This window comes from Roseovarius litorisediminis (assembly GCF_900172295.1).
In the GTDB taxonomy this organism is placed as follows: Bacteria; Pseudomonadota; Alphaproteobacteria; order Rhodobacterales; family Rhodobacteraceae; genus Roseovarius; species Roseovarius litorisediminis.
The window spans coordinates 111,842-125,075 of the sequence record NZ_FWFL01000011.1 but is presented as its reverse complement, the minus strand read 5'-3'; the positions used below and the strand labels follow the sequence as shown (position 1 = coordinate 125,075).

Annotated in this window: 10 protein-coding genes; 5 read left to right on the top strand and 5 right to left on the bottom strand. The window is 58.6% G+C overall.

The features are described from left to right. Window positions 1–437: 437 nt before the first annotated feature. Both PEL8287_RS17765 and PEL8287_RS17760 read right to left on the bottom strand, forming a co-directional pair. Window positions 438–1,742 carry a ferredoxin reductase family protein gene (locus tag PEL8287_RS17765; RefSeq protein WP_085893775.1) on the bottom strand — a complete coding sequence of 435 codons (1,305 nt, stop codon included), beginning with the start codon at window positions 1,740–1,742 and terminating at the stop codon, window positions 438–440. A gap of 296 nt (window positions 1,743–2,038) precedes the next feature. Further along, complete coding sequence (locus tag PEL8287_RS17760) at window positions 2,039–3,811, bottom strand: SLC13 family permease (RefSeq protein ID WP_085893774.1); 1,773 nt, start codon at window positions 3,809–3,811, stop codon at window positions 2,039–2,041. Between the two features lie 122 nt (window positions 3,812–3,933). On the opposite strand from PEL8287_RS17760, the gene PEL8287_RS17755 reads away from it, so the two are divergent. Next, on the top strand, window positions 3,934–4,674 hold the full coding sequence (locus tag PEL8287_RS17755) for a YebC/PmpR family DNA-binding transcriptional regulator (RefSeq protein ID WP_085893773.1): 741 nt from the start codon (window positions 3,934–3,936) through the stop codon (window positions 4,672–4,674). A gap of 172 nt (window positions 4,675–4,846) precedes the next feature. Here PEL8287_RS17755 and PEL8287_RS17750 read toward each other — a convergent pair whose 3' ends face one another. Further along, a complete protein-coding gene (locus tag PEL8287_RS17750; protein ID WP_085893772.1) occupies window positions 4,847–5,503 on the bottom strand; it encodes a hypothetical protein in 657 nt (218 codons plus the stop codon). A 203-nt stretch (window positions 5,504–5,706) separates the two neighbouring features. Between PEL8287_RS17750 and PEL8287_RS17745 the strand changes: the two genes are divergently transcribed. Then, window positions 5,707–6,300, top strand: a complete 594-nt coding sequence (locus tag PEL8287_RS17745) for a LysE/ArgO family amino acid transporter (RefSeq protein WP_085893771.1) — start codon at window positions 5,707–5,709, stop codon at window positions 6,298–6,300. Between the two features lie 4 nt (window positions 6,301–6,304). Here the strand turns inward: PEL8287_RS17745 and PEL8287_RS17740 are convergent, their stop codons facing one another. Continuing rightward, window positions 6,305–6,826 (bottom strand): DUF6647 family protein, encoded by a 522-nt coding sequence (locus PEL8287_RS17740; RefSeq protein ID WP_139837853.1) that lies wholly within the window; start codon window positions 6,824–6,826, stop codon window positions 6,305–6,307. A 203-nt stretch (window positions 6,827–7,029) separates the two neighbouring features. On the opposite strand from PEL8287_RS17740, the gene PEL8287_RS17735 reads away from it, so the two are divergent. From PEL8287_RS17735 to PEL8287_RS17725, 3 genes are all read left to right on the top strand, one after another. Then, window positions 7,030–8,985 (top strand): oxidoreductase, encoded by a 1,956-nt coding sequence (locus PEL8287_RS17735; protein WP_085893769.1) that lies wholly within the window; start codon window positions 7,030–7,032, stop codon window positions 8,983–8,985. 138 nt (window positions 8,986–9,123) lie between these two features. Continuing rightward, window positions 9,124–10,029 (top strand): DMT family transporter, encoded by a 906-nt coding sequence (locus PEL8287_RS17730; protein ID WP_085893768.1) that lies wholly within the window; start codon window positions 9,124–9,126, stop codon window positions 10,027–10,029. A 113-nt stretch (window positions 10,030–10,142) separates the two neighbouring features. Then, window positions 10,143–11,525, top strand: coding sequence for a hypothetical protein (locus PEL8287_RS17725; protein WP_085893767.1), 1,383 nt, complete (start codon window positions 10,143–10,145; stop codon window positions 11,523–11,525). Between the two features lie 141 nt (window positions 11,526–11,666). Here the strand turns inward: PEL8287_RS17725 and PEL8287_RS17720 are convergent, their stop codons facing one another. Further along, on the bottom strand, window positions 11,667–13,223 hold the full coding sequence (locus tag PEL8287_RS17720) for an ABC transporter substrate-binding protein (RefSeq protein ID WP_085893766.1): 1,557 nt from the start codon (window positions 13,221–13,223) through the stop codon (window positions 11,667–11,669). Window positions 13,224–13,234 lie beyond the last annotated feature (11 nt).

Below are 13,234 nucleotides of genomic sequence, written 5' to 3'. Positions count from 1 at the left end.
GATTACGCGGCCCATGCGGTGCAAATGACGAATTCCTCCTCGCCGCCACCGCCCAAAACCTCCGCAAACTGGCCAAGATCCTTCCTGCACCGCAGCAAACGCGCAAAGCCTGATAGAAAAGGCGCTCGCGCTCTGTTCAGAACCACACTTTCTGCAACAGCAACACGTTGTTTTTCCACAGAATCGGCTCTGAATGGTCATTCGCCGCAGATTGCACAAAGGTCCGCTATGGGCCGAATCCTGCCGTTCGATACTGGTCGCCGTCGCTGCGGGAGCAAGGTCAACCAGCACCTGGAGGCCGGGAGCGCGGACTAAAGGGCCGCTGCAAATATACCAATCAGCGCAGTACAAAGGTGAGAAGTATCAAGAATATGATGATGTTCAGAATCCAGATCGTCAAAGAAATCCGTCGTCGCAGATTCATATGCCTGAATGGATTAGTCATAGTTGAACCGCTCCGAGAGAATACGGTGAGAGGGCGTGCCCCTCTCAATCAGGTGATCCTCAACGATATCCATCATGATGGTGGGTCCGCACATTACAAAGACCCATTCGTTGAACTCTTTTACTGAAAAAATGCGATCCATCAGCGCTGCATCAACGAAACCTTTTTCTCCGCACCAGTTTTCAGGAGGGTCTGACAGCACATAAAAAACGTCCTGTGCACCCAATTCATCACGATAGGCAATCTGATCAACTACCCGGTTCCCATAGACCAACCTTACGCTGCGAGGATCCCCGGTCAGGCGCATTTGCCTGAGGATGCCCAGCAGCGGCGCCAGCCCCACACCACCTGCAATCAGGGCGACCCCCGGTTCGGTGCGACCATCAACAGAAAGGTTCCCATATGGGCCGTCAAGGTAAGCGGCCGTTCCAGCCTTTATTTGGCCAAGGGTTCGTGTGAAGTCGCCAAGCTCTTTAATCATGAAGGAAATTTCAGGTCCGGCTGCTGGTGCTGAGCAAATGGAGAACGGGTTTTCCTTCATCGAGAAGGAACTGTGACCCAAATTCAACCAGACAAATTGCCCAGCCTTATAATCAAGGCCAGAATGTCCATCTGGTTTCAGCGTTACTTCCCATTGCTTGGACGTCAATTGGGTGACGGAGGTAACTTGCCACGCACGAGCCTTATCCCGAAGGGGCACAAGCAGGTAAACATAAAGCAGCGATCCAACTGCACCACCCGTCATCGCCAACCACACCCACGTCATCACAGGCTGCGATCCGTATCGCCCCGCATAGACAGTGTGATGCAACAAAAGCAACGCAATCAAGAGCGCGCCGATCCCGTGTATCAGGCGCCAGGTTTCGTATTTGTAGTCCAGTTGAGTGCGCCCAATCGCCAGAAGAACAAGACTTGGAAGAAGCAAATAGGCGGCAATGCCTGTAGAAAGAGCGGAAAAATCGGTTGTGATCGTCAGTTGGCGCGTGGGATCCCAAGGACGCTGACCTCCGGAAGGCGTACCTTGGTAGAGGAACGGATGTATCAGCGCAAAACCCAGAGCGGTGCGTGCCAAGACCTGATGAAACCGCATGGTTACATCCATGCCAACACCGTTCGAAATACTCTTGAAGCGCCCAGACAGGATAAATTCCAAAAGGACCATCGAAAAAGCCAGAATACCAAGACCAGAGGCGAGTTCCTCAAGGAATGGTCGTGGCGGACCGCCCGTCAACCACGACAGGATTAACGGCAATGTCACAGCGACAAGATATGCGATGATCAGAAAAAGCGACTTCATATATGCAGCCTATTCCACTTCCTCTTTAGGCTCAAATTAGCGCGCCCCGAGTCATGAGGGCGGTCTTGTTCCGTAGTTTGTGCACGAAAGCTCCGTGGAGCTTGCGTTCGACGGAATCCGGGCGTCGGTTACCCTGAGCGCAGTTGCGCCTCATGGGCCTGATGCCGATTACCGGTGGCGTTGATCCATCGTTCTTCACTCCTCTAATAATAGTACACGGTTTTAAACTGATGCCACTGGGGGCAAGTCTTGCAAAGCCGCCATTCATGCACCGCGCAGCATCCGGTAATATGGGCTCAGAGCGGCCAGAACAAAAGAATGGCCGGGATCGATACCGCGACCACAATCAGCTCAAGCGGCAGGCCCATACGCCAGTAGTCGCCAAAGTGATAGCCGCCGGGACCCAGGATAAGCGTGTTGTTTTTATGGCCAATGGGGGTGAGAAAGGCCGATGAGGCGGCGACGGCGACGGCCATCAGGAAGGGGTCGGGCGATACGCCCAGGGTTTGCGCCATCTGGATGCCCACGGGGGCGGCCACGATTGTGGTTGCGGTGTTGTTTAGCACATCTGACAGGCTCATCGTGACAATCATCAAAACGGTCAGCACCGCCCAGGGGGGGAAACCTTCGGTCAGGCCTACCAAAGCATTGGCAATAAGCTGGGTGCCGCCAGCATCCTGCAGGGCAGCACCCAGCGGTATCATTGACCCCAAAAGCACCACAACCGGCCACTCGATGTGATCGTATAGCTCGCTCAACGGCACGATCCGCGCCAACACATAAGTCATGACCACCAGCCCAAGCGCCACCGGCAGGTAGATCAGGCCAAAGCTGGCAGCGGCGACGGCGGCGGCAAACAGCCCAATGGCAAGCCACGTCTTGCGGTCTTGCGTCACGGCCAGCCCGCGGCTGGCTAGCGGCAGGCAGCCCAGCCAGTCGGTCACGTCATTGCCGGTATCCTTGGGCACCAGCAGCAGCAGGATGTCGCCTGCGAGTATCGGGGTTATTCGAACCTGCTGGGTGATCTTGCGGCCCTGCCGGGAAAGCCCCATCAAAACCGAGTGCTGGCGCCAGTGCAGGCCGATCGACTGGGCAGTCTTCCCGGTGATGCGGGCGTGCTGGGGCACGACGACCTCGATGATATCCAGGCCTTCACCGGCTGCATTCAAATGGCTTTCGCGCTGCTCATCAACAAAGGCCAGCGACAGGCTGGCGCGGAATTCGTCCAGCGCATCTGGCCCCGCCTCTAGCACCAGAATGTCGCCCTCTTTGATTTGCGTGTTGATGGCCGTGCCATAGCGGCGCTTGCCGTCACGGATCAGCCCAAGAATGGCGACGTCGATGCGGTCGGCCTCTTTCTCTAGCTCGATCAGGCGCTTGCCGACATGGGTTGACCCGGATGGAACTGTCAGTTCGGCGATATATTCAGCTATTTCAGAGGCTTGGAGGGTTGCATCAGACCGGTCTGGGATCAGGCGCCAACCGATCAAAGCCACAAAGATCAACCCGGCAACAGCGGTCAGTCCTCCCACCGGGGCGAAATCAAACATTGCAAATGGCGTGCCAAGCTCTTCTTCGCGGATCGCGGCGATGATGATGTTGGGCGGTGTGCCGATAAGCGTCGCCATGCCACCAAGGATGGTCGCAAAGCTGAGGGGCATCAGGCTGAGCCCCGGCGGGCGTTTTGCCTTTCTGGCTGTCTGGATGTCGACGGGCATCAGCAGGGCAAGAGCCGCGACATTGTTCATGAAGGCCGACAACACCCCTGCAATCCCGCCCATCAGGGCGATGTGCCCGCCTAGGGCGCGCGAACTGTCGATCAGCGTGCGGGTGATTAGGAATACAGCCCCGGAACGCACCAGCCCGGCCGAGACGACCAGCACCAGTGCCACCACCAGCGTGGCCGGATGACCGAACCCGGCAAAGGCGTCTGCGGCGGGGACAACGCCCAGAACCACCCCCCCCATCAGCGCGGAAAAGGCAACGATATCATACCGGTATTTGCCCCAAAGCAGAAAGGCAAACACAACCCCAAAAAGGCAGAAAAGGATGATTTGGTCGGTGGTCACGGCGGCCCTCCTTATTGAGTGCAAGCCAAACTCATCGGGCGGGTAAATGCAACCGGCTTGCGAGGGGTATGGTGACTGGCCTATAGAGGCGCAAATCAGAGATTTCTAATCGGAGGCACCGCATGGCCGGCCACTCAAAATGGGCAAATATTCAGCACCGCAAGGGGCGGCAGGACGCTGCGCGCTCGAAACTTTTCTCTAAACTTTCCAAAGAGATAACCGTAGCTGCCAAAATGGGTGACCCGGACCCGGACAAAAACCCGCGGTTACGAATGGCGGTGAAGGAGGCTAAGGCGGTTTCGGTGCCGAAGGATGTGATCGACCGGGCGATCAAGAAATCTCAGGCCGGGGAAGGCGATGACTATAAGGAAATCCGCTATGAGGGCTATGGCCCCGGCGGCGTGGCGGTGATTGTCGAGGCGATGACCGACAACCTGAACCGCACCGCATCCAACGTCCGCAGCACCTTTACCAAGAACGGCGGCAATCTGGGCGAGACCGGCAGCGTCGGTTTCATGTTTGAACGCAAGGGCGAGGTCAGCTATCCGGCCGAGGTGGGCGATGCCGACACGGTGATGCTGGCCGCCATCGAAGCGGGCGCAGAGGATGTGGAATCGTCCGAGGATGGCCACATCATCTGGTGTGCCGACACCGATCTGAACGAGGTGTCCACCGCGCTGGAAGCGGAGCTTGGAGAGAGCGAAAGCACCAAGCTGGTGTGGAAGCCCACGACCAGCACCGAGCTGGATCTGGAGGGCATGCAGAAGCTGATGAAGCTGATCGACGCGCTGGAGGATGACGACGACGTGCAGCGCGTCACCGCCAACTTCGAGGCCTCGGACGAGGTGATGGATCAGCTCTGATCAGGTTAACAATTGGTCACCAATGGTTAAGAACGGCGCTTTAACCCGCGCCGTTTTTGCGTTTTGAGCGGGGATTCGGAAGCGTACGATACGTACGAAACGTACGTGGATTTCGTACGTTATTCAGAGCGTTTCGGGAAACGGGCGTACGTTTCGTACGTTTTGGGATGTCTTAGCTGCCCGTCAGCACAACGCGACTTGCGTCCAGAAGGTTCAGGTCGATTTCATCCAAGTCCTGTACGACTGGTAGTGCGTCGCTGCTTGGAATGCCGGTGTCTGCGTAGCTGTCGCCGACCAAACTTGTGATGAGGTGGCTTATTTCGGCTGACTCTGGGGGATCAATTTTTCCATCCTCAAGTGCATCCAGCAAAACATGACGCAGTGCGACAATGCGAGGATCATCTTCTAAATCGTGAGCGGATTTTAACCGCTCAAAAAGAGTACTGGCTTCTCGTGTTGTAATTACATTGTCGCAGTTAATGCCTGCACAAAATCCCAACAGTCTATTTGCCGAGGATCGCCGACACCCTGAAACAATTTTTTCACTTCTAATTTCTGCGATTTGGGTCAGGAGATCGAGAAGTTCTTGTGGCGTATTTTGATGGCCCGCCGATGCTTCTGCGATGATTTCCGCTGCATCTTCATCCCTTACCTGGCGGCAGATTGCTTCGCATTCTGCTAAAAGCGGTTCAAGTTCGGTGTGATCAATTCGGTTGTTGGCCAAAATTCCATCAAGGAAGCCAACAAAAAAGCATTCATTCTTGGCTGTATTGGCCTTTTCATCGATGCTGTGGAAAATTTCGGATTCGCAAACCAATTTGCCAGCCATGCATCCTCACCTTCGTGCAATTTAAAGGAGTATATCCATTGCCAATTTCCACCAAAAGATATTGCGTCGGTTGTTGTTGCGCCCACGAGAATGCCTTTCTAGCGTGGACCCCAGACGAGTGACGCTGATCTGCGTTCAGCCAAGACGGCAAAAATTACGACAGACAATGGCGGGATAAGCCCGGCCTTAAGGAAAGAATTCTAATGCAGGCAGGGTTGGCGGGGTTTGCGCTGGGGTTTTCGTTGATCCTGGCAATCGGGGCGCAGAATGCGTTTGTGTTGCGTCAGGGGCTGCGGCGCGAGCATGTGCTGGCGGTGGTGCTGGTCTGTGCGATCTCGGACGCGGTTTTGGTCGCGGCGGGGGTGGCGGGCTTTGGCGCGCTGGCCGAGATGGTGCCGGGGCTGGAGCGGATTATGCGCTGGGGCGGGGCGGCGTTTCTGCTGTGGTACGGCTTCAGCAACCTGCGCGCGGCGTGGCGCGGCGGCGAGGTGCTGGAGGCGGGCGAGGGGACCGGCAGTCTGGCGCGTGCGGTGCTGACCTGTCTGGCGCTGACCTGGCTGAACCCGCATGTCTATCTGGATACCGTTGTTTTGCTGGGCTCGGTTTCGGCGCAATACGCTGACAAGCTGCAATTTGGCGCCGGTGCCGTGCTGGCCAGTTTCGTGTTTTTCTTCAGTCTGGGCTATGGCGCCCGGGTGCTGGCGCCGGTCTTTCGCAGGCCGCAAAGCTGGCGGGTGCTGGACGTGGTCGTGGGGCTGACCATGTGGGCGATTGCGGCCAAGCTGCTGCTGGGCTGACCGGTCAGTCGGGGTGGATGTCGCGCGGGCAGCGGCTGTACATGTAGATATGCAGCCAGTCAAAGCCGGGGTCGATGCCGCGTTCGGCCAGCCATGTCTCTTGCAGTTTGTAGGCCTGCCACTCGGGGGCGCCGACGCAGGGCCAGTCACGGTTGATCAGCTGCACGTCATGGATCAGTTCGTGCAGAAGGGCAGAGACATCCTTGGGGTTGGCGGCGTCCCAGGGCAGGACCAGATAGATATGCCGGTCTGACAGGTCATAAGCGGCGCGCAGGCCGGGATCGACGATCAGGGTCTGATCCTCGTAAATGATAGTCTGGCCGGTGTCGCAGAAGCTGACGCGGGGCGGATCAGCTAATGTGCGGGTGATGTCATACCCCGTCTGCGCGCCGATCCAGCGGGTGAGTTCCTGAATCAGCTCTGCGGAAGGAACCGCCGGGTCAGCACAATCGCCGGGGGGCTGCGCGCCGGCGGGCACAGGCAGGTACAACATAAGGCAGATGAGGATTGCCAGGGTCCGAAGCATTCGTTTTACCAGTTGGGTCAGGGGGTATGATGGCGGCAATGGCGGGGTGTGAAAACCCCCTGTGCTGGCGGGGGCGGAAAATATCGCGCAATTCAAGGGCGGTTTGAGCGGTTTGTGCAAAACCGCCATTCAGGTTTCCCGCTGAACGTTTTAGGTTCAGTGCAGGATGCGCATGGAAAAGCGCCGCAAGGGAACCCGATACAATGCAGACACCAGCCCTGTTTCAACCGCTGAAGATCGGCAAGATCGAAATACGCAACCGGATCGTATCGACCGGGCATGACACCACATTGCCGGTGTCTGACAAGGTGAACGAGGCGCTGATCGCCTATCACCGGGCCCGGGCCAGGGGCGGTGTGGGTCTGATCGTGACGCAGGTTGTGGGGGTGCATGAAACTGCGCGCTATACCAGCCATGTGCTGATGGGAACCGATAACGATTGTATCCCCGGGTTCGAGCGGCTGGCCAAGGCGGTGCAGGGGGAAGGGGCGCGACTGGTCGTGCAGCTGTTTCACCCGGGCCGAGAGATCATGGAGACCAGCGACGGCACGCTGCCGGTAGCCTATGCACCCTCGGCCGTGCCAAGCGAACGGTTTCATACCATCCCCAGGGCCATGTCGCAGGCGATGATTGCGGAGGTCATTGCAGGCTATGCCAGCGCGGCTGAACGGTTGCAGCGCGCAGGTGTGGATGGCGTCGAGGTGGTGGCAAGCCATGGCTATCTGCCGGCACAATTTCTGAACCGGCATGTAAATCTGCGCACCGATGCCTATGGCGGCGATCTGGCCGGGCGATCGCGGTTCCTGCACGAGGTTCTGGCCGCGGTGCGCAGGGCAACGGGGCCGGAGTTTGTGCTGGGCCTGCGGATCACCGGCGAAGAGCATGACGATGCCGGCGTGGAGCCAGATGAGGTGTTGCAGGTGGTGCGCGACGCGGCCGGGCATCTGGATTACGTGAGCGTTGTCGCCGGAAGTTCAGCCACGCTGGGGGCGGCAGTGCATATCGTGCCCCCGATGTTCTACGCGCCGGGCTATTCCGCGCCGTTTGCGGCGACGGTAAAACAGATGGTAAACATTCCGGTGATTGCGACGGGTCGGATCAACCAGCCGCAGGAGGCTGAAAAGCTGATTGCGAGTGGTGAGGTGGACATGTGCGGGATGACCCGGGCATTGATTTGTGACCCGTTGATGCCCGTCAAGGCCGCGAAGGGCCGATCAGAAGATATCCGCGCCTGCATCGGCTGCAATCAGGCCTGTATCGGGCATTTCCACAAAGGTGTGCCAATTTCATGCATTCAGCATCCCGAGACCGGGCGTGAGCTGCAGTACGGCGATCTGCCACCGGCCGATCCGGTGCGGCGGGTGGTTGTTGTAGGCGGTGGCCCTGCCGGAATGAAGGCCGCCGCCGTGGCGTCAGCGCGGGGGCATGTGGTGACCCTGCTGGAGGCCGGGCCGCAGCTGGGGGGGCAGGCGTTGCTGGCGCAGGCCCTGCCGGGGCGGGCGGAGTTTGGCGGGATCGTTACAAATCTGGCGCGCGAGATGGCGCTGGCGGGTGTTGAGGTGCGGCTGAATACCCGAGCCACGGTGGGGATGATTGAAGACATGGCCCCTGACCAGGTGCTGGTGGCCACTGGTGGCACGCCCTACTGGCCGAAGGCGCTGGAGCTGGGCGAGGGCACGCATGTAGCCGATGCCTGGGCTGTGCTGCGCGGCGAGGCTAACCTGGGCAGCCGCGTGGTTATTGCCGACTGGCGGGCAGATTGGGTGGGCCTGGGGCTGGCCGAGATGCTGGCCGCCTCGGGGCGGCAGGTGAGGCTGGCAGTAAGCGCTGTTGCAGCGGGTGAAGGTCTGCAATCCTATGTGCGCGACACCATGGTGGCCCGCGCCGTGCGGCTGGGGGTTGAACTGATCCCCTATGCGCGGCTTTACGGGGCTGATGGCGATACCGCCTATTTTCAGCATATCGCGACCGGTGAGGCGATGGTGCTGGAAGGTATGGACAGTCTGGTGCTGGCGCAGGGTCAGATCGCCGAGGATAGATTGCTGGGGGCATTGCAGGCCGCGGGCATGGCCAATGTGACCGGTCTGGGCGATTGTCTGGCTCCGCGCAGCGCCGAAGAGGCGGTGCTGGAAGGGCTGCGCGCAGGTTGGGCGTGCTAAGACCCTTGGCGCAGGGAGAGATTTTTCGCAGAAAAATCGTGCGCTACGAAATTTCTGCGAAATTTCTAGGAGTTAGAACAGGCGACGCAGGGTTCGGCCCCCCTCGACAAGCGGTGCACTATCCGTGTTAATGCCGACATGAGTATAGCACAGGCAGCGCGGCCCGGCTGGGGCATTTTCTGGATGATCGTGACCGGTGTTCTGTTCATCGGGGTGACGGCGCTGGTCAAGCATCTGGGTACACGTATCCCGGCACCAGAAGCGGCCTTTCTGCGTTATGCACTGGGACTGGTTTTCTTTCTGCCGATGTTGAAGGCCCCCCGCCAGTTGCACATGGATCGGATGACGGTGAAAATGTTTGCCTGGCGTGGTGTCGTGCATACGGTGGCGGTGGGTCTGTGGTTTTACGCCATGGCGCGGATACCAATCGCCGATGTGACGGCGATGAATTATCTGTCCCCCGTCTATGTGACCCTGGGTGCCGCCCTTTTTCTGGGCGAAAGGCTGGCGTTGCGCCGGGTATTGGCCGTGGCGGCGGCCCTTGTGGGCGCGTTGATCATCTTGCGCCCGGGGTTTCGCGAAATCGGGCCGGGGCATCTGGCGATGTTGCTGACGGCGATCTGTTTCGGTGCCTCGTACCTGCTGGCCAAGCAGGTATCGGGCAGGTGCAGCCCGCTGGTGGTGGTGGCGATGCTGTCGGTCACTGTCACGCTTGGGCTGGCGCCGCTGGCGGCGTGGAACTGGATTGAACCAACCTGGGCTGAACTGGCAATCCTGTTTGGTGTGGCCTGTCTGGCCACGGCTGGACATTACACCATGACCCTGGCGTTTCGTGCCGCGCCTTTGGCGGTGTCCCAGCCGGTGACCTTTTTACAGCTGATATGGGCGGTGACGCTGGGCGCGCTTGTCTTTGACGAACCCGTTGATTTTTATGTGGTTCTGGGCGGCATGGTGATTGTCGGCGCCATCAGTTTTATCAGTTGGCGCGAGACGGTGCTGAAACGTCGTGGGGTGACCCCATCGGTAACGGCGACCAAGGTCTGATTATAACCCCGCCAGAGGAAATTCTGGAAATTCACGTAAAAATTGTGTAAATTACAGCCATAGATTGCGTTTTTCAGGCAAGTTTCCTGAGTGTTGCAGCTGTGGGGGCCGACATGGAGATTTTGGAAGCGACGTTATCCTTTGCGTTGGTGATGATCATTTTTTCAACCATCGCCACCACCCTGACCGAAGCATTGATGCGTATCGTGGCGATGCGGCCCAGGGTGCTTGTGCGGGCAATTGGCGAGTTGTTGAAGAATGATCCGTTCTTTGCGGCGCATCTGGACAGAGTTGTTGAGGAAATCAGCAAAGGCACGGAGAAGCTGGATTCAGCGCTACAGGAAAAGCTTCAAAAGCTGCAGGATGAACTGACCGAAAAAGGCGCGACAGTGTCGGCGCAGGTATTGCAGCCTGTTGTCGATGCGGTACAGCAAAAAAATCAGGCAGCAAAGCAGCAACCGGCGCAGAATTTGCTGGATGCGCTGACGGTGAACCCATCGCTGAGCAGCCGGATGGAGGATGCTGGCGGGAGTTGGCCCTTCAGTATTCTAAGAAAATCCCTGAGGTTTTGCCGCGGCGATGGGGCCAACCGGGTGGACCGGTTGAGCACCTGCGCGTTTCTGCACCGGCTGGCCAAGACTGAAGCCGGAGAAAAACTGGCAACGCTGGCCGAGGCCGAGCTGGGTGATGTTCTGGCCGATCTTTCCACCACTTACGAACGTTACATTGCTGCATCGAATGAATTTTTCCGCAAACGGGCTCATGCGGTGACCTTGTGGATTTCCTTTGCGCTGGCCTTTGCGGTGAATTTTGAAGCCGGTACGGTGTTCCGCCATTTGATGGACAGCCCGGAAACGCGCGAGGCTTTGCTGGCTGAGGCAACGGCGGTGGTAGAGGAAAACCAGGAGGCTGTGCGGTCGTTGCAATCGCTGTTGAAGCAGCCCGCAGTTCCGGCCGTGGTGACGCCCGGGGCGGCTTCGACCGAAGCTACGGCAGCTGAAGAGGGTGGTAATGAACCTGCGCCCGCGGCTGACCCCGAAGGGGTTGATCTTGCCCAGGAAGTGCAGGCTATCCGTCAGACCCTGGAGAAGCTGGACAGTGAGATGGCGCTGCCCCTGGGATATAAGACATCCGCGTTCTGGGGGAGGCAAGGCGAGCAGACGACGTGTCCTGAGGGTGATATGATCTGTAAATGGCAATGGTCGTCTGTCAACTGGTTCATACAGGTCGTTCTGGCGGGGTTTCTGATCGGACTGGGCGGGCCGTTCTGGTATAAATTCTATGCCTCGATGTCGAGCCTTGTAGAAGTGCTGCGGGCCTTGAAGCGGCCGGCCAGCCCGGAAATGATCCAGCCGGATGGTCAGGCGGCGGGCATGCCCGTATCAGCGCAACTGGCTGCCGCAATTGAGAGCGACGACAAGGAAAACCTTGGAAAGGTATTCAAGACCGCAGCGAATACCCGAAAACTGAAGGAACTTGGCGAACAATCCGTGTAAAACGTTTCAGGCGCATCCCCGTTGCCGGGCATCTGGCGCGGCAGAGCGCGCCCAAAGCGATTGTAGAACCTATGTGGCGGCCCTGAAATGCGAAGGGGCCGGATGAACCGGCCCCTTGCACGTGATGGATAAGCGCTGGAGTTACGCGAACCACCAGCGTTCGGCCCAGCGTTCGCCGTCCATATCCCAGTTCGACGCCATTTTTTCAGGTGTGCCAATGGCGTTGGAGGTACCAAAGACATAGTTGGCGAACATCGGGATGATGACGCCGCCCTGATTGCTGACGATGTCCTGAATCTCGAAATACATCGCTTCGCGCTTGGTGCTATCCAGTTCGGCGCGGGCCGCAACAAGAAGCTCTTCGAACCGGTCGTTGCACCAGAAGCTGTCGTTCCACGCCGCGCCACAGGTGTAGGCGGTTGAGAACATCTGATCCTGAACCGGACGACCCGACCAGTAAACGGCCGAGAAGGGTTTCTTCATCCAGACATCCGACCAATAGCCATCGTTGGGTTCGCGCACGACCTTGAGGTCGATGCCGCATTCCTTGGCCGAGGCCTGGAACAGAATGCCCGCGTCCACGGCGCCTGCAAAGGCGGCATCGGCGGCGGACAGGCTGACCTCAAGCGAGTCCATGCCAGCCTCTTTGAGGTGCCATTTGGCCTTGTCGGGGTCAAAGGTTTTCTGCTCAAGTTCGGTATTGTAATATTGCTGGCCCTGGCCAACGGGCACGTCATTGCCGACCGAACCGTAGCCGAACAGGATCTTTTCAACCATCTCTTCGCGGTTGACGGCGTATTTCAGGGCCTGACGGACGTGGTTGTTGTCATAAGGCGCCTGATTGGTCGACATTGCAAAGGTGAAGTGCTGTGTGCCGGCGACCGAATGGATGTTGATATTCTGATTGCGCGCCAGAAGGCCCACGGTTTTCAGGTCAAGACGGTCAACCACGTTCACGTCACCCGACACCAGCGCCGTGGTGCGGGCGTTCTGGTCAACCAGTGCCAGCATTTCGATGCTGTCGAACCAGGCCACGTTATCACGCCAGTGGTTGGGGTTCCGCTCCATCGTGCAGCCGACGCCGAAATCGGCGTCTTTCAGGATGTAGCTGCCACAGCCATCGGCTGACTGCCAGTCGATGCTGTCACCTTTGGCGGGGTGGATGGTGAGGTGATAGTCGCTGAGAATGAACGGGAAGTCGGCATTGCCGCCCGAGAGTTCAAACACGACGGTGTTGCCATCAATGCTTATGTTTTCGATCGGCGCCACGATGGGGCCGGCCGCCGAGGTGGAATCTTCACCGCGGTGGAAGGCGATGGAGGCCACGACATCTTCGGGGGTCAGTGGTTTGCCGCTGTGGAAGGTGACGCCCTGACGAATATTGAAACGCCAGGTTTTGGCGTCTGGGGATGCTTCCCAGCTTTCGGCCAGTTCGGGACCGACCGAGCCATCGGGCAGCACTTCGGTCAGGCGACCGTGGATGGCAAAGGCCATGCCGATGGTAAAGCCGTTTTCCCAGGTGCCGGGGTTATGGGTGTCGGTTGTCTGGCCGTGGGCCTTGCCGATACGCAGGTGGCCGCCGCGTTTGGGGGTTGACGCCAACGCACCACCAAGCGGCATCGAGGCCGCCATGGCGGTTGCGGCTGTCGTCTGCAGAAAACGGCGGCGATTCAAGCCGCCAGAGTTTATGATTGTCATGAGTTATCTCC